16 protein-coding genes are annotated in these 18157 nt (G+C 43.7%); 7 read left to right on the top strand and 9 right to left on the bottom strand.

Going from position 1 to position 18157, the window contains the following annotated elements; translation table 11 throughout:
* Positions 1-101: 101 nt before the first annotated feature.
* Both AB4493_RS02405 and AB4493_RS02400 read right to left on the bottom strand, forming a co-directional pair.
* Positions 102-1565: a diguanylate cyclase domain-containing protein gene (locus AB4493_RS02405; RefSeq protein WP_372154457.1), complete on the bottom strand. Its 1464-nt coding sequence runs from the start codon at positions 1563-1565 to the stop codon at positions 102-104.
* A 294-nt stretch (positions 1566-1859) separates the two neighbouring features.
* Entirely contained in the window at positions 1860-5027 is a 3168-nt protein-coding gene (locus tag AB4493_RS02400; protein WP_372154456.1) for a chitinase C-terminal domain-containing protein, read from the bottom strand.
* Between the two features lie 476 nt (positions 5028-5503).
* Here AB4493_RS02400 and AB4493_RS02395 point away from each other — a divergent pair, with 476 nt between their 5' ends.
* Complete coding sequence (locus AB4493_RS02395; RefSeq protein ID WP_372154455.1) at positions 5504-7090, top strand: BCCT family transporter; 1587 nt, start codon at positions 5504-5506, stop codon at positions 7088-7090.
* Between the two features lie 120 nt (positions 7091-7210).
* On the opposite strand, the gene AB4493_RS02390 is transcribed toward AB4493_RS02395, so the two are convergent.
* Positions 7211-7573, bottom strand: coding sequence for a RidA family protein (locus AB4493_RS02390; protein ID WP_004731436.1), 363 nt, complete (start codon positions 7571-7573; stop codon positions 7211-7213).
* A gap of 267 nt (positions 7574-7840) precedes the next feature.
* Between AB4493_RS02390 and AB4493_RS02385 the strand changes: the two genes are divergently transcribed.
* Positions 7841-8287 carry a DUF417 family protein gene (locus tag AB4493_RS02385; protein WP_017064470.1) on the top strand — a complete coding sequence of 149 codons (447 nt, stop codon included), beginning with the start codon at positions 7841-7843 and terminating at the stop codon, positions 8285-8287.
* A 115-nt stretch (positions 8288-8402) separates the two neighbouring features.
* On the opposite strand, the gene AB4493_RS02380 is transcribed toward AB4493_RS02385, so the two are convergent.
* From AB4493_RS02380 to AB4493_RS02355, 6 genes are all read right to left on the bottom strand, one after another.
* Entirely contained in the window at positions 8403-8921 is a 519-nt protein-coding gene (locus AB4493_RS02380) for a GNAT family N-acetyltransferase (RefSeq protein ID WP_017062656.1), read from the bottom strand.
* A gap of 69 nt (positions 8922-8990) precedes the next feature.
* Positions 8991-9455, bottom strand: a complete 465-nt coding sequence (locus AB4493_RS02375) for an acyltransferase (protein ID WP_017062657.1) — start codon at positions 9453-9455, stop codon at positions 8991-8993.
* A 118-nt stretch (positions 9456-9573) separates the two neighbouring features.
* Complete coding sequence (locus AB4493_RS02370; protein ID WP_017067591.1) at positions 9574-9723, bottom strand: hypothetical protein; 150 nt, start codon at positions 9721-9723, stop codon at positions 9574-9576.
* Between the two features lie 94 nt (positions 9724-9817).
* Positions 9818-10174 carry a hypothetical protein gene (locus tag AB4493_RS02365; protein ID WP_017062659.1) on the bottom strand — a complete coding sequence of 119 codons (357 nt, stop codon included), beginning with the start codon at positions 10172-10174 and terminating at the stop codon, positions 9818-9820.
* A gap of 213 nt (positions 10175-10387) precedes the next feature.
* Positions 10388-11635 carry a RidA family protein gene (locus AB4493_RS02360; protein ID WP_372154454.1) on the bottom strand — a complete coding sequence of 416 codons (1248 nt, stop codon included), beginning with the start codon at positions 11633-11635 and terminating at the stop codon, positions 10388-10390.
* 569 nt (positions 11636-12204) lie between these two features.
* Positions 12205-13089 (bottom strand): AraC family transcriptional regulator, encoded by an 885-nt coding sequence (locus AB4493_RS02355; RefSeq protein ID WP_017062661.1) that lies wholly within the window; start codon positions 13087-13089, stop codon positions 12205-12207.
* A gap of 193 nt (positions 13090-13282) precedes the next feature.
* On the opposite strand from AB4493_RS02355, the gene AB4493_RS02350 reads away from it, so the two are divergent.
* The 5 genes from AB4493_RS02350 (at position 13283) to AB4493_RS02330 (ending at position 18074) form a co-directional block, all read left to right on the top strand.
* Positions 13283-14431, top strand: coding sequence for an iron-containing alcohol dehydrogenase (locus AB4493_RS02350; RefSeq protein ID WP_372154453.1), 1149 nt, complete (start codon positions 13283-13285; stop codon positions 14429-14431).
* A 225-nt stretch (positions 14432-14656) separates the two neighbouring features.
* Positions 14657-15403, top strand: a complete 747-nt coding sequence (locus AB4493_RS02345; protein ID WP_029224268.1) for an amino acid ABC transporter ATP-binding protein — start codon at positions 14657-14659, stop codon at positions 15401-15403.
* A complete protein-coding gene (locus AB4493_RS02340; protein ID WP_372154452.1) occupies positions 15403-16200 on the top strand; it encodes an amino acid ABC transporter permease in 798 nt (265 codons plus the stop codon). Before AB4493_RS02345 ends, AB4493_RS02340 begins: the two co-directional genes overlap by 1 nt.
* Before the next feature lie 12 nt (positions 16201-16212).
* Positions 16213-17022 carry a transporter substrate-binding domain-containing protein gene (locus AB4493_RS02335; protein ID WP_017067595.1) on the top strand — a complete coding sequence of 270 codons (810 nt, stop codon included), beginning with the start codon at positions 16213-16215 and terminating at the stop codon, positions 17020-17022.
* Between the two features lie 128 nt (positions 17023-17150).
* Positions 17151-18074, top strand: a complete 924-nt coding sequence (locus AB4493_RS02330) for an amino acid ABC transporter permease (protein ID WP_136978171.1) — start codon at positions 17151-17153, stop codon at positions 18072-18074.
* Positions 18075-18157 lie beyond the last annotated feature (83 nt).

Below are 18157 nucleotides of genomic sequence, written 5' to 3'. Positions count from 1 at the left end.
GCCCAAATAGAGCGATCTATTTGGGCTTTTTTGTGTTTGTCGTTCTCAAGAGCTCGATTTGTGTGAACAAAACTTTTCAATTCAATGAGGCTTTCAACCGATCACATGTAAGCAACGTGATATTCGTTCTCTCGATACGCTTGAGTGTTGTTACGTCCACTCTCTTTTGCTTGATAAAGCGCTTTGTCGGCTTTATCGATAGCGGTTTCAATGTCAGTCAGTGCTTGAGCATGGCAACAACCAGCGCTGATTGTTACTGGCGACACTAAGCCTTGAAGTTGCTCAACACATAACCGTAACGCCTCTGATAATTCGAATAACTCATGTTCATCACAATCAAACGTCACCAAAATAAACTCTTCACCGCCATAGCGTGCAATCAAACGACGACGGTTAACAAATCTCTGCAGTGATTTTGCGACCTCACAGATAAACCTATCGCCTTGAGCATGACCATATTGATCGTTCACCCGCTTGAAATGGTCAATATCCAGCAAAATGACACCGACATTTGTTAGCGGATAAGGCGACCTTTGAGTAATTTTCAGTTTTAGCTGTTCGATAAAACTCCGTCGACTAGGAAGCCCAGTAAGGTAATCGAGGCTTGCCACATCCAAGATTCTAAGATGACGATGCCGCAGGTAAAGCACCAACACGACAATAATGCTCAACAAACTTACAACCAAAGCCATCAAGCTAATAAACAATAGGCTATGATTTCGATTAAGCTCTTGCTCTAAGATACCTGCAGAAATGACCCAATTAAGATAAGGGTAAAACTTATAGAAGATTTTTTTGTTGGTCGTGCCACTATCACTGGAAATCGAGTAACTGAATTGACCTTCTGGTTTGGTGGCGATTCGATCAATAAGCAGTTCAGACGAGTAGCCTATTAAGGATTTCAATGATTTGTGCTCATAATCTGGATGAAGCACTAAGTTACCCTGCAGATCGACAATGTACACATATCCGCTATCACCAAACGCATACTTTCTAAGTTTATCTTTTAAACCTTCAAGATCGACCAAATACATCAATTCTTCTTTATAGGTCGTCGCAACCAAAGTATTACCACTCGGTAGCCTCATCGAATAAGCGACTTTGGCTCTGCGGCTTATCTCATGAGGGTTAGCGTGAAAGTACTCGATCATGCCAGAGTCAATAGTGAGCTGTTTTTGGATATGAGTAAGATGCCCACGCTTCTGACCTTGCAAGAATGGATGGTAGAGATGGACGCCTTGGGGTGACATCAAATAGATATAACCCGATTGTCCAATATGCAATTCACGGGCAATTTGGCTTACCTGTTCAACTTCTTGTTCTGGCGTGGTATGCCATACATGAGACGCAACGGTATCCGTAATTCCTTTAAGATATGTCTTTATCGCCTCATTAACTGTGGTGTCGACAATATCGTAACTCGCGTTCACAATCGTACGAAAAAACAGTTGGTTAGATTCCAACAATGACCTTTCAGTTCGATTAAATTGAAAGGCAGAAAGAATCATCGACACGACGGCGAGCGCAATTGAAAAATTAAGAATGTATTTACGTCTGACTTTCAAGATTACCCCGTAGATTTATAATTTCAGGTAACGCTGTGACTTCTCTTATATACAGACTGTTTTATATCATGTTTTTATTTTTTACTGAACGAGTGTCGATATTTTTAAGGGTTTCTATACGTAATCTGTGACTTATAACAAAAACGCCGAACTGGATTCAGTTCGGCTTTTTGATTTTACGTCTAGATTGATTACTTAATTGATACTAATTCCTGATAAATAGACTTAAAAGCATTTGTGTTTATTACCTATTACTACACTCTATTGTCTATAAATAGTTTGCTTAGCATTAAATTAAGAACAAACTTGAGTCCAGCTACCATCGCTACCCGGTTCAGAACTTGTCCACCAGTTTGCTTGGTAAACACTACCGTTGTGAACCACTTGGTCTCCTGTGTTTGCATGGCTTGGGTTACCTGCCCAATCTTTCTGAGGTAAGTCTGGGTAAACCGCTAAACCTGCCGTATCACATGTACCTGGATTGGTGCCACCATCGCCAGGGTTACCGCCACCTGAACTGATATCACCTAATGGTAGATCTGGCTGCTCGAAGCTAAACGCGTAATCAACGCCACCGACATTCACCGCGTAGTTAGCAGGGCCAGAAATTGGCAAGTAATACACCATGTCTAACTCATACACACCGCCAGCAGGAAGCTCTTCCCATGTCGGCAACGTAAACGCCACTCGGTGCATGGTTCCATCTAGTCCACCGATGTTATCCGCGCGAGTATGACCTGAAGCAATCACGGTCAAACCACCACCCGATTGATCTTTCGCGTTATCAGGTGCAGATACTGGGATATCGAATTGGAACTCAGTTCCACCCGGAAGAGCTTGCCCTGTGTTGTTCGTGAACGTGATCTTAGGGTTGATTGGATAGTTTTGGTCACCGACTTTGAAGCCACCAACCGATACCGCGATATCTAGCGCTTCTGTTGGAATAGCACCCGTCGCTACTTTGTTTCCATATGGTGTTGCAGACTTAAACTTATCGTAGATAGCTTTCGTCATGGTGTTACCCATGTGGAACTCACCGTTACCGCTGTTACACGCTTGCTCAGTCGTATCGATAGAGCTTCGGTTGCCATTCGCATCGAGAACATAACAGTTATAATCCCCTGCTAGTTCCCAGAACATAATGCCGCCGATCTCTTTGTCGATAACGTAGTCCGCTTTCACGTCGATAGACTGTTTATCTTCTGTTGAAAGGAATACGCCCTTCTCTGCGTTCCACAACCAAGGGGCAACCGCCACACTGTCGTAGTTTCTCGTGTAAGTGCCCGTTAGAACATCTGAAGGATCATTCACAGGATCAAGCTTGTAAGCTTCAGCGTAAGAGCCCCAAATACCCTTCTCTAGGTTCTTCGCGTGCCACATAGGGTTAGAACCCGCGCCCATTTCGTTACCTTTTGGATCGGTATCGTGCCACATGTTGTCGATACCAATAGCGCCATGGCCACAGTTGTTTTTCTCGCCTTCACCCGTACCCGCTGAACATTCAGATTGGTTTGGCAGTGCTGCTCGGCCCCAAAGACCATTCTCACCACCCGTTACGCCTTGCCAACCACGAGTGTAGTAAGGCACACCGATGTTAATACGGCCTGCTGGCATAGAACCACGGAAGTAATGGTAAGCCCAATCCGTGTTCAGATAACCAATACCACCGTAAGCCGCCGTGTCGTATACGTTCCACTGCGCTAGCTCTGAATCTTTACCCGTATCAAACAAGGCTGCGTTATGACCTACGTGATCGTTCCACGCACCGTGAAGGTCGTAAGACATGATGTTTACGTAATCGAGGTACTTGGTTACATCGAATGTTTCCATACCGCGTAATAGGTAACCAGAAGAAGGCGCTGCGATCGTTAACATGTAGTGATTGCCATCTTGCGCAGACGCCGCATCGAGCTTCTCACGTAGCACTTTCATCAACACTTGGTACGACGCCCACAGGTATTGACGACGCGGCTCCATGAAGTCTTTGTCGTATGGGTTACCTGCGCCAGCCATAGAAGTTGGGTATTCGTAATCGATATCTAGACCATCGAACTGGTACTTACGCAGCATTTCGACCGCTGAAGTCGCGAATGTTTCGATACCTTGATGGTTGATAGAACCATCAGCATTGGTCGTCATGGTGTAGAAACCACCATCAGCCACGCGGCTGCCATCAGTCGCGAAGTGACCACCTGTTTCAGCCCAACCACCGATTGAGATTAACGTTTTCACGCCGTGTTTTTTCTTCGCTGTCGCTAATGCACCGAAGTGACCTTTGAAGCCTAATGCCGGATCAACTTCCACACCCGGCCACTCTTTACCAACCGCTGCGTTATTTGGATCGTTTACATCACCGACGTTTACTTTGCCATCTGAACCGATGCTCACGAAAGCGTAGTTAATGTGTGTGAGTTGTTCCCAAGGAATATCATTTACTAGGTAAGCAGCTTGTGGGTCATCCCCTGCACGCCAACTTGTGAAGTAACCAATGACACGACGGGGATGGTCTGCGCCCATTTTCTCACGGCCTTCATCATCGTAAATTGTACAGTAAGGAACATCGACACCTTGAGTTTGATATAAGCCATCAGGGCGACATGTGCTCACTGTTGGAGCGCCGTTCACGGTCAAAGATGCCAACGCAGAACCTGCAGTCGCACCTTGGTCGTCTGTTGCTTTCGCGTAAACCGCTAAAGAACCCGCTTGAGTTGTTGTGTAATCTAACGTGTAAGGGCTCGTTGCAGCAGTGCCCACAAGAGCACCCGCTACGTAGAAATCAACCTTATCAACCGTGCCATCGCTATCTGCTGCCGTTGCTGTCAGTGTGACTACACCACCAACATCAACAGATGTCACTGAAAGTGCAACTGAAACTGTCGGTGCTTCATTCCCTGGTTGTGCTGAATCAACAGAAACAGAAACCGCACTTGCAACACTTGCTGCGCCTTCATTATCCGTTGCAACAACAGAAACCTGATGATTACCCGACGTTGCAGCCCAAGTCGCTTCGAAAGGTGCCGCTGTGACTACCGCAACAGATGCGCCATCAACAAAGAACTCAACCGAAGCCACACTGCCATCAGAATCTAGTGCTGTTGCACTCAATACAACATTATCGCCTTCAGTAATCACGTCAGAAGCAGAGGGTGCCGTTAATGAAGCCGTTGGTACTTCATTTGGCGTACCGCCACCTCCGCCACCACTACACACATCAATCTTTTTCCATTGTGCATAGTCACCCTCAAATTGGCTCGGGTTGTTATTTTGATTCCAGTAATTCGCTGAGTACGCGCTGCCGTCATGTGAAACCTGATCACCACCGGTGTACACCGTGGCGGAATCCCACGCTTCTAACGTTGAACAATCCACAGCCGCGTAGCTGTTGAACGCCATTAAGCATGACGCGGTGAGAGTACTGAGTGTAAAAACCTTCTTGGCCACTCTTCCTTGGTTTAGGTGCATGTTAGCTGTCCCTTAAGTTATTGTTTCAAGATGCTTAATTTAAGTGTCATATTTCTCATCACTTAAATCTCTTCGCAAAACAACTGTAGGTAACAGTGCCAATTTAACACCTAAAATATTCGATATTTATAAAATGACTCGCATTAATTTGTTTATAGCATGCAATGAGTCGACACTTATTTTGCACGAACAACTAATATTAAATTTATTTCGGTACGCTAAAAAATATCGCCTAATTCGTATCCTTAATTACAAAACTCTATTCATATCTGCTTTATTTGTTCGTTCTGAAATTTCGTTTTAAAACTAACCAAAAGGGATTGATTTCGCCGTAGAACTGATTTCTTTTCTAAATTTGCCCACTTTTTCTTAACAATTGTGGTAGTATCGCGGATTTTTTTGACGAACCTCACATTTCCAATGCAAGTGTGGGAGAAATACATAGGCTCGAAAGAGCCAAATATAGCGAAGAAATAATGTCCAACTTGACGCAAGTCGCCAACGAAAACATCAACGCAGAATCTACTTCTATCGATTTCAATAAAGCTCAATCTTTGGGTGAAAAACTGGAACTCGGAAACCCAGTCTTTTGGCTTAGTGGCAGTTTTTTAACCCTCTTTGTCATCCTAGCCTTCACCAACACCTCCGTGTTGTCCGAACTTGTAAACATCGGCTTTAGTTATTCAACTAAGTGGTTCGGTGCTTTCTGGCAAGTCCTACTACTTCTCAACTTCATTATCGGTTTAGTGCTTGCACTAGGTCGCACCGGCCACGTTCGCTTAGGAACGCTTGCCCTACCTGAAATGACCACCTTTAAATGGATGTCTATCGTCCTATGTACGCTGCTAGCCGGCGGTGGTGTGTTCTGGGCAGCCGCAGAGCCTATCGCTCACTTTGTTTCAGCTCCGCCACTGTATGGCAACGCAGATCCTCAAGCGATGGCGTTCAATGCTCTATCACAATCTTTCATGCACTGGGGTTTCCTTGCATGGGCAATCTTAGGTGGTTTGTCTTCCATCGTGTTAATGCACTTGCATTACGACAAAGGCCTTCCTCTTAAGCCTCGCACTCTGCTTTACCCAGTACTTGGCGACAAAGCGATCAACAGTTGGGTTGGTAACGTTGTCGACGCATGCAGCATCGTGGCTGTAGCCGCAGGTACTATCGGCCCTATCGGCTTCCTTGGCCTACAAATCAGCTACGCACTGAGCGAACTGTTTGGCATTTCAGACAGCTTTGCAACTCAAAGTGTTGTTATTATCTTTGCTATCGCAATGTACACGCTTTCTGCTTTGAGCGGCGTGAACAAAGGTATCCAACTGGTAAGCCGTTACAACATCATCTTGTCTGTGTGTCTAATCGGCTACATCCTTCTTGTTGGCCCAACGAGCTTCATCGTTGATGGCTACCTGCAAGGTATGGGCGAAATGGTTGATAACTTCATCCCAATGGCGCTATACCGCCAAGATACAGCATGGCTAGGTGGCTGGACTGTGTTCTTCTGGGGTTGGTTCTTAGGTTATGGCCCAATGATGGCGATCTTCATTGCTCGTATCTCACGTGGCCGTACTATTCGCCAAATGATCGTTTCTATTAGCATCGTTGCGCCGCTTGTAACGTGTTTCTGGTTCAGCATCGTTGGTGGTAGTGGTCTAGCGTTTGAATTAGAGAACCCAGGTGTGATTTCTAGTGCGTTCGAAGGCTTCAACCTTCCGGCGGTTCTTCTAGCAATTACCGCGCAACTGCCGTTCCCAACTCTGATTGCAATTCTGTTCCTGATCCTGACGACCACGTTCATCGTGACAACAGGTGACTCAATGACTTACACCATCAGTGTGGTAATGACGGGTACGACAGAGCCAAACGCAGCGGTACGTACTTTCTGGGGTATCATCATGGGTGCGGTAGCGATCGCACTTATCTCAATGGGTTCAGGCGGCATCTCCGCTCTACAGTCGTTCATTGTGATCACTGCGGTTCCTGTATCGTTCATCTTGTTGCCGTGTCTATGGCACGCACCGAAAATCGCGAAACAGATGGCCAGAGATCAAGGTCTCGTTTAATGCCTGACCCGATTTAGTTTCGGGGAGCGTATAAAATTAAAAAGCCACTCAAGTGATTCACCTGAGTGGCTTTTTTGTATTTATAACGTTCTATAAGGTTGTTGGTATCAGTATCTTCAATTACTGGAATTTTTCACCTGCAGCAACCATAAACGACATCTCAACCAATAGCTCAGGGTTAGCAAGTTCTGCTTTCACACATGCACGGCTTGGCGCACAGCCTTCAGGGAACCACGATTCCCACACTTCATTTAACGCGTCAAAATTGGCAAAATCTGTTAGGTAAATAGTTACCGACAATACGCGAGATTTGTCACTGTCGACCAAGCTCATCATTTCTTCAGCTTGATCAAAAATTTGCTGAACCTGACTCTTAATTCCTGCCGTTGTATCAGTCTCTGGTACCTCAACAAAACTTGCGATGCCATTAAATACAGTTACATCTGACCAACGTTTGGTCGGGTTAATTCTATGGATTTTCACGAGCGATTCTCTTCTTATAATTAGGGGTTTACGTCAACGTAATCTAATCCAAATCGTGAATATTGAAAACAAAAATTGGAAGGCTCGCTGTACCTTTTGAACAGCACTATCGCCTACACATTGCTTCGGTTCTCAACATCACCAGTATTTAAGTTCATATCGAGACAATAAGTCTCTAGATAAATATATTAATTATTATTCTCAATGCGAAATTTAATCTGAACTCTTGCGGTCATATTCAAGGATTTTATTAAATGGAGTACTTTTATGCATGTTCAAACCTATGATTTAAAACAGAGTAATGTGGGATATAACCTAGGCGTGGTTGGAGTAGCATTAGTGCTCGCTTGGATTGGAATTTATAAGTTTACGCCAACTGAAGCGATGCTCATTGAACCGCTAATCGCGAATCATCCTGCAATGAACTGGCTTTACAATCTGTTCTCAGTACAAGCTGTGTCTAACATGGTGGGTGGCGCGGAGATCATCGTCGCGATTGGATTGATCGTTGGATTTAAGAAGCCGACAGTAGCTTTCTACTCAGGCATTGCTGCATCGGCTATCTTTGTTGTGACACTTAGCTTCCTGGTTACAACGCCAAACGCTTGGAAAGTATCGGATGGCATCTTAGTCACTAACTTCTTCCTAGTGAAAGATATCCTGTTTTTGGCTATCGCGATTAGCGTAATCGAACATAACAAACCTCAGAAGTAACCGTAAATCTAGAAGTGGCCAAACCTAGAAGTAACCTTAAACCTTTAAATAAAAAGACTCGAAGCTGGCTAGAAGGACGCTGCCAGCTTCTAATGTATAAGGCACTGATAGTCACCTAGTCAGCTAAAACCTTACGATAAAAATTAGCATCTTGATGTTCTCCTTTAAACACCGCGTAGCTCTCAACATACTCGACCAATTCAAAACCGGTATTGGATAAGATTTTGTTGGAACCGATATTGCCCACTAACGCATAGGCATCAACATATTTAAGGTTGGTCTGTTCCTCCAAATAGAGTAGAAACTGCTTTACTGCGTTAGACGCAATGCCTTTTGAAGCAAAGGAACGACCTACTCGATACCCTAGCTCTCCACTATGGGCGATCTGGTCGATATCGCGGATGTTGATTCTTCCACAGACAGTGCCATTGGCATCTTTGATCAACATAGGAATCATCTCACCATTCTCGTATTCAGTTAGAAAGCTGGTGATTTGCTCGGTCACACCTGCATTTGAATAGAAGCTATCACCCCTAACTGGAATAAATTGCTCAAACCACTCTCGATTTTCGACCTCAAAATCCAAAAGCGCACTCGCGTCATTCGGTTGAAGTAAGTGTAAAAATACATCCATGACAAATACTCTAATGTTTCCCTAAAAAGCCGCACCTTATGATTCATGAACCACGGCTTATTAATACGGTTACGGTAAACCTCTCAATTTCTTGGCTGGGTTACCTGCGTAGATACCTTTTTCGGTGATGTCTTTCGTTACCACACTGCCCGCGCCGATTACTGCACCTTCGCAAATGCTGACAGACAGAACCGTAGCGTTAGAACCGATCGTGACGTTGTCAGCTATCAAGGTACGCCCCCAACTTTCAGGATTAGGATCTGGCTTGCCCTCTTTGAATAAGTCGTTGGCAAACATGACTCCGTGACCAACAAAGCAGTCACTTCCAATGGTCACATACTCACAGATAAAGGTGTGAGATTGAATCTTGCTTCTCGCACCTATCACGGTGTTCTTTTGAATCTCAACAAAGGGGCCAACGAACACATCATCTTTAAGCTCACAGCCATAAACGTTACTTGGCTCGATGATAGTGACATTCTCGCCACAGGTAATATCAGTAATCTGTGACTTTAATACTCTTGGACTTGCCATACTTCACTTCCTCTCGACATTAGCGTCACAATTCAACCTAAGAGATTGTGCCGTAGCCATTAAAGTGCAGCAAATAGATATGTTGAGAGTTGGCAATGGATCAGAAATTCTGCATAAATTAAAACAGTCCTACCAGCACAACTGACAACAGCACCCCACCGATAAAACTTGGGGCGTGGAATGGCTGAGCTTTAGATCTAACGTACTCTTTTTGAAGGTCTTCTTGGTAAGTTTTAACGGCGAGTTCTTTTATGTAGTTATTTTGCATAATAAGCTCCTTCTTAATCAGTAAGAGAAGCTTAAGACTTGAAGTTAGGTTGAGGTAAAGCAAAAAATCAGATTAATTGAACACTTTATTTTTGTTACTCGAGGATTACCCTGAACACATCGTTATTCACGCCGCCAACATCTACTAACTCTCCCGGTTTCATTAGAAGCGAGGTGTTAAGCTGTCGTGTTGAACGTGGCTCTTTTGTTTCTCGAATCACTAACATATCGACAAAATAGCCAGAGTCTTTCTTTGATATTGAGCCCGAAAACGTAACGCTTTCAACCCTATCGGCAAGGACTGAGTTGAATGTTTTATCCTCTAAAACACCTGCGGCGATGGATGTATCACCATAAAATAGCGTGATGGTTGTTGGGTCGGGTACCAACTCTTGATTGGACGAACACCCTATTAGGGTAAGGCATAGCAGTAAAATGGCTCGAAATTGCATAAACTGGTTTTCTTTATTACGTTAAGCGTCTGTTTTTCATATTAAAACACTTCAACCTTATAAATACCATGTTTACGGGATAAGCTTAGGTGTGTCGCTTCGATGGACTTGAGTAATGAAGTGAACGGATCAGATCTCGGCCTGTTGAGTTTGCTCCCTATTTGGAAGCTAAACCGAGATCTGATCGATATTATCGAGAAGGGTTCAATTGATTTATGCAACAACGCCTTGTGGAGGTGTCCCTTCACAGTTAGAAACGACAGCATCAATTTGTACTAAAGCATTCATTGGGATTTCTGAAACCCCTACTACCGTTCTTGCAGGCAGCTCAGCATTAAAGAATGTGGTGTAGACTTCGTTTACCACATCAATATCTGAAATATCCTTAAGTTGAATATTAATTTTCACCGTATCGTCCATGCTATGGTCAACGCTTTCAATTATCGCCTTAATATTGTTTAAACATTGTTCCGCTTGTTCTTTTACCCCGCCAGCAACGATTTCATTTGTTTTCGGATCTAAAGGTAATTGGGCTGAAATATGATTGTAGTGAGAGAAAGCAACAGTATGCGAATAAGGCATGAATGGTGCAGAAACAGTATTATTGGTTTCAATAACCAGTAAGCGAGTGTCTTCTGGTAATTGCGGCGGTGTACCGTCGCCATGTGAAATGGATGTATCAATTTGAATTAAAGCACCCATTGGTAATTCAGCTGCGTTAACAACAGTACGAGCAGGAACGTAGCTTGGGAAGAATTTAGCACATACTTCATTTACCACTTCCGCATCTGCGATATTTTTTAGGTAGATAGTCGTTTTAACCACATCATTCATGACATGACCGATACTTTCTAGAATAGCTTTGATGTTTGATAGACATTGTGCTGTTTGCGCTTCGATACCACCATCAACCAACTCACCTGTGGCTACATCTATAGGCAACTGAGCTGAAAGATTGTTGTAGTGAGAAAAGGCAGCAGTCTGCGTGGACACAGTACTTTGAGGTGCATTATCCGTATTTCTTGATACCTTAATTAGAGCGCAAGGTGCTTGTGGTTTAGTGCCTTCACCGTTAGAAATGAGAGCATCCATTTGAACCAGCGCATCGCTGTTTGTCAGTGCAGCGACACCCACGACAGTGCGTGTTGGCAGACTGTTGTGGAAGAAGCTTTTGTAAACTTCATCAATAGCATCGATATCAGAAATATTCTTAACGAAAACATGAATCTTCACGACATCATCCATAACATGGTCGATGCTTTCAACAATCGCTTTAATATTATTCAAACATTGTGCTGCTTGATCTTTAATATCACCGATGACTATTTCACCCGTTTTAGGGTCAATCGGAAGTTGAGCAGAAAAGTTATTATAATGAGAAAAAGCGACCGTTTGTGTAGATACAGAATTAATTGGTGCGTTTTCAGTGTTTCTTGAAATTTTAATGATATCGCTACTCATCGGTATTATCCTTTTAATAAAATAGGTATACGTATTTATATTTAACAATCGTATTTGAAAGAATGATTAAAGTAGCGCCATGTTAAGTGAATTATTTTAGGGTAAACGTGATATCCATCAGACTCTCAGTTGACTATAAATCAGCAAGTTACAGAATAATTAGTCATCAAACGACTAATTATCCGTCGTACTAGGCTTTATCAACTGCTAAATTATCTTTAATTTTAAGTCTATTCAATAATCCTGAATACTCTCTCTGATAGTACGGTGAGTAATTCCAGAATTTTAGATAATATTTGATAGGTTGTTCACACTAAAACTTCGTTAATAGCTAAGTTAGTGAGTTTCTCCCCTATACCTGTGCATAAACTCTTAGGCTATTTAATTAATTATTTTCGAGAGCTTATTTTATATAAGTACGTTAATAATATATTCGAGAATCAAATACCTACAATCTGACAATGCCTATGATTAGATACATTTACTCATATAATTCAACAAATATGAGCAATCGTCACCATAGCTTTTGGCATTATAGCTCTCAACACATAGTTTCGTTGAAAGAAGAACTAAACCGCTCTTGGAGTAGTATTGAAGTGGCGCTTAAATTCGCGACTGAATTGGGATGGGCTAGAATAACCGACTCGACGTGCAGCATCACTAATACGAAGGCCTTCTAGTTGAATCAGCTCTTTCGCTTTGTTGAGCCTAACCTTCTTCAAATATTGCAGTGGTGATTCAAAAGTGACATTACGGAATGCATAGTGGAAGGCAGACACGCTCATGTTGGCTTCGTCAGCCAGCGATTGAACAGTGATGGTTTGGTCGTATTCTTCATGCACTTTAGACAGCGCTTTAGCGACACGTGCGTAATGGCCATCATGATGAGCTAAATCAAACAGCACACGCCCTTCTGAACCGGTTAATGCGCGGTAGACAATCTCTGTCACCATCGCATCGCCCAATATATTGGCTTCAATGTCGCAATGCAGCGTTTTCACCAACCGGGTAAAGCTCTCTAGCATTTGCTCTTCCATCGGCGTCGATTCTAAGCCACTCGAGTTCTGTTTATGCTTGTTGCAGTAGCTCTCTAGAAAGCCTTGGTCTTCGAGCTTTTTGACTAAGCTATGCAAACGTTGAGAATCAATGCTTATCGACAAACCAAGCAATGGTTCGCCATTAACAGGCAAGGCTTCGCACTCTAACGGCATTGGCACACCCACCACAAGATAATCACCTGCAGCGTAAGTCACTGGCCTTTCACCAATGTAGATGTTCTTTTTGCCCTGTCCGAGCATGATAATGCCAGACTGGTAAGTAAATGGCTGACGCTGATTCCCGCCACTGCTTCGATACAACCACACACCGCTAATTTCAGTTTCTCTGATCCCTTCAAGGTCATCCCAACCTTTGTGTTCAACATAAGACTGTAATAACTGAGCGAGTGTTTTCATAAGTGGCGACTTTCCATTCTAAGTGCTAAGAGTAAGTAAGCTAAAGCAGAGGAAGAATATCAAGTTTGTAGAAATAGGCAATTTATTTGGAGGAACAGCTCTTCATTGACCTAGATTACTGTACTAATATGCAAATATAGAAATTGAGCAATAAACCAAAATAACAAATTTCGCTTTACACAAGGAATCTCTGATGCAATTTACTTACGTTAACCCTACTATTATCCATTTCGGTCAAGGCCAAATCAACGCTATCAGCCAAGCTGTTGATACTTCGAAGAAAGTACTGGTCATCTATGGTGGCGGTTCAATCAAGAGCAACGGTGTATACGACCAAGTTGTAGAAGCTTTAAAAGATCACTCTTGGATTGAGTTCTCTGGCGTTGAAGCAAACCCTACCAAAGAGACGCTAGACAAAGCAGTCGCTCTTGTTAAAGAAGAAAACGTAGAATTCATTATCGCTGTTGGCGGTGGTTCAGTAATCGACGGCTCTAAGTACGTTGCTGCAGCGGCTAAATATGACGGCGACGGTTGGGACATCCTAACGGGCAAACACCAAGTAACTGAAGCGACGCCAATCGGTGCGGTACTGACACTTCCTGCGACAGGTTCTGAATCTAACATGGGTGCGGTAATCACGCGTAAAGCGACTCAAGAGAAGCTTGCTTTCCTTAACCCTGCAGTACAGCCTAAGTTTGCGGTTATGGACCCAGATGTAATGAAGTCTCTACCTGAGCGCCAATTGATCAACGGTTTAGTTGATGCGTGGGTACACGTGTGTGAGCAATACATCACGATGCCAACAGACGCGATGGTTCAAGACGGTTACGCGGAAACACTGCTTAAGAACCTACTTGTACTGGGTAAGCAATACGACGAGCGTGACAACGACGCATGGCGTGCAAACCTAATGTGGACAGCAAACCAAGCGCTTAACGGCCTAATTGGTACGGGTGTTCCTCAAGATTGGGCAACTCACATGATTGGCCACGAATTCACAGCACTATGGCACGTAGACCACGCACGTTCGCTTGCGATTGTTCAACCTTCACTACTTCGTAACCAAATCGAAGCAAAACGTGGCAAGCTAGAGCAAATGGGTCGTAACGTATTTGGCCTAGAAGCGGGTGCTGATTTAGCAGAACGCACAATCGCTGCAATCGAAGCGTTCTACCACAGCCTAGACGTAGCAACCATGTTTGACGGCTACGAAACAAACAAAGCAACGGCGATTGACAATGTTGTCGCTCAACTTGAATCACACGGCTACCTACAACTTGGTGAGAATCAAGCAATCACGCCAGAGAAAACACGTGAGATTCTAGAGTCTGCGATTCACTAAGAATCGGGAAAATAGAGAGAAAGTAAAGATAGTGGTCATACAACGATGAATTTTCACATCTGACTGAACCCATTACTTTTTTCTTTCGTACAACAGAAGCAGCGTTCATTTTGAGCGCTGCTTTTTAATTTGCCCTATAAGATGCTATTAAATTCTCATAAGTCCCTAATTTTATGTGCAATCATATTTCTATATTGTTAAGGTAAACCTGTCTCTTTACTAGGTATGAACAACGATTTGAACAATCTCAAGGAAATGGTTAAGTTTAAGTCACTTAACAAGTGGTATGGTGATTTTCATGCCCTAAAGGGTATCGATTTAAATATTGAACAAGGAGAGATAGTGGTGATTTGCGGGCCGTCTGGTTCGGGTAAATCAACCTTGATCCGTTGCATCAATCAGCTAGAACCTTTCGAAAGTGGCGAACTTTCCGTGCTAGAACAAGTACTCCCGAGTAAGTTCAACACACCGGGCCAAGTCGGAATGGTGTTTCAGCACTTTCATTTATTCCCCCATCTTACCGTGCTTGAGAACCTTACTCTTTCTCCAATTCGTACGCTTAAAAAAAGCAAACAAGAAGCCGAAAAGATAGCAATGCACTATCTCGAGCGTGTGCACATTGCAGAACAAGCCAACAAATACCCAGTGCAACTTTCTGGCGGCCAGCAACAACGTGTGGCTATCGCCCGTTCTCTGTGTATGAAGCCGGAATTACTCTTGTTCGATGAACCCACTTCAGCGCTTGATCCGGAGATGATCAACGAAGTACTCGATGTGATGGTTGAACTGGCGAGCGAAGGCATCACTATGGTGTGTGTCACCCACGAAATGGGCTTTGCAAAACAAGTGGCCGACCGCGTTATCTTCATGGATGAAGGACAAATTGTGGAATCGAATACCCCACAAGCGCTCTTTGAAAACCCTCAACATGAACGTACTCAAGCGTTCCTAAATCAGATCCTGACTTATTGATGTTGATTCGAATTATTAAACCCGCCCTATCTGCTTTGGTACAGATTGTTGTACTGGCGTCTGCTGTTGTTTGGATTCTCGACTCTGGTGCACAAACCATGGGATACAGCTGGCAATGGGAGCGTGTGCCGGACTATATTGCTTTCTATGAAGATGGTGAATGGTGGCCTGCAGAATTAGTTGAAGGGCTACTAGTTACCATCAATATCTCTTTGATTTCTTTGGTTGCAACGCTGGTGATTGGCTTAACCACAGCCCTATTGCGAAACTCCAATTCGGTGGTTGGACGCACCTTAGCCACCAGCTATGTTGAGTTGATTCGTAACACGCCGTTATTAGTACAAATTTATTTGCTCTATTTTGTATTTGGCCCCGTATTAGGGCTGGATCGTTTTAGCACTGCCGTTTTGGCCTTGGCACTTTTCCAAGGTGCTTACACCGCCGAAATCTTCCGTGCTGGTTTAAATGGTATTGCGAGAGGACAATTTGAAGCAGCTCAATCTTTGGGTTTATCAAAGACCTATACTTACTGGGATGTGATTCTTCCTCAGGTGGTGCAACGCACCTTGCCACCTTTGACTAATGAAGTGATCTCTCTTATCAAAAACTCTTCGATTGTGAGTGTCATGGCTATCTTTGACCTAACAACCGAAGCCAGAAACATAGTTTCTGAAACCGCGATGCCATTTGAGATTTGGTTCTCTGTGGCGATCATTTACCTTGCACTTACACTTTCACTTTCTGCCGTTGCAGCTTGGCTTGAGCATAAGCTCGGAGCTAACTGGCGAACACAATAAGGATTTATCAGCATGAAGCTATTTAAAACCGCAATTACAGCCCTACTTGCGCTTGCCGTCAGTTTGCCTGCACTTGCTTCTGAAACGCCTAACCTAGACAAAATAAACGAACGTGGCTCTCTACGCGTTGGTATGTCGACATTTGTTCCTTGGGCGATGCGTAACAAACAAGGCGATCTTGTTGGCTTTGAAATCGATGTAGCAAAACGTCTTGCTGAAGATTCTGGCTGGAAAGTTGAATTCGTACCGACGGCATGGGATGGCATTATTCCTTCTCTACTTTCGAACAAGTTTGATGTAATCATTGGCGGTATGTCTATCACTGAAGCTCGCGCTAAAAGCGTATTGTTCACTGAACCTTACTCGCACTCTGGCGTTCAACTGGCAGCGAATAAAGAGCTAGCAGAAGGTTTTACACAAATCTCTGATTTTGATTCTCGCCGTGTAAAAATTGCAGCGCGTCGTGGTGCATTCACAGTGCAAGTAGCTCGTGAAACCTTCCCTAAAGCGAAAGTTCTACAGTTCGATGACGATGCTCAAGCATTCCAAGAAGTATTAAACGGCAACGCACACGCGGTTATCGCGTCTAGCCCGAAACCAGAACACGAAGCGATTAAAAACGCAGACACGCTATTTATTCCATTCGAAGAACGCCTATCAAAAGGTAATGAAGCATTTGCAGTTCGCCTAGGTGAAACTGACAAGACAGAATTCTTCAACGAGTGGATCAAAGCACGTACTGAAGACGGTTGGTTGAAAGAGCGTTACGAGTACTGGTTCTCTACTCTAGATTGGCAAGACCAGATTGCTCAAGGTCAGTAATCAGAACTTTTGCTAGTGAATCGAGGCAGTGCATTGTTTGCGCTGCCTTGTTAAAAACAACGAGATAGCTATGACCTCATAGCCACCTCTCACAACACATCAATTATTATCGTTTAAACAGGAATGACGTGAGTAGTACTAGCGCATTAACAACACCTAAGCCCAACGTTCATATGAAGCCTTGGTATCAACGCCTTAACCTTTTAGATGGCGTGTTACTAGCTGTCATTTGTGTGTTTGCAGGCTGGCTTTATTATCGTTCCGCTGTTGGTATTAACTACCAGTGGCGCTGGGAAGATGCGTTTACCCTGATTTTCATTCCGCCTTCTCAAGGCAATATTCCTTACTTTTTCCAAGGCTTGATCGCGACACTGCGCTTGAGTGTTTGGAGTATGGTGTTAGCACTCTCTTTTGGTACATTACTTGGCGTTGCAAGGCACTCTAAAATCACTTTCTTTCGTACCCCTGCACTGATTTTTATCCAGTTGGTTCGAAATATTCCGCCGCTGGTGTTTGTCTTCATATTCTATTTTTTCGTTTCAAACCAACTGATTCCATTACTTGGTTTAGAAAGTATCTTGCGTGAACACAACGGCGAGATTAACGCTGTTCAAGCCTTTCTGTTTGGTCCTGCTAACCTTTGGGAAAACTTGGCGTCTGGTGTTATCTGTATTGGTTTGCTCTCTTCGGCTTACATCGCAGAAGTGATTCGAGCTGGCTTAGAAAGTATTCCTAAAGGGCAATGGGAAGCGGCCGATTCACTCGGCTTATCGGCGTTGTCTAAGTATCGATTTGTGGTTGGCCCGCAAGTATTAACGGCCATCACACCGCCTTTAGCAGGTCAGGCAATTTCTCTAGTAAAAGATACCTCGATTGTATCCCTGATTTCGATTCAAGAGATGACATTTGTTGGCACTGAAATGGCGAACTCTTCCGGTTTGATCTTCGAGATCTGGCTGATTGTTGGTGCGGTTTACTTCGCGTTATGTTTCACCCTTTCACGTATTTTCAAAGTCATTGAACAACGCTCGAGTGTTTACCTTAACCGCTAGTGTCATTGTTTATTTAGACGTGTATTCAAGCGTCTGTTAGATGTCAACATAGCCACCTAAGTCATAATATTCATCCACTTACC

Origin of the sequence: Vibrio sp. 10N.222.55.A1, assembly GCF_041473835.1 — a bacterium.
GTDB classification, from domain to species: domain Bacteria; phylum Pseudomonadota; class Gammaproteobacteria; order Enterobacterales; family Vibrionaceae; genus Vibrio; species Vibrio crassostreae_C.
The sequence above is the reverse complement of the archived record's forward strand: the minus strand, read 5'-3'. Positions and strand labels throughout refer to the sequence as shown.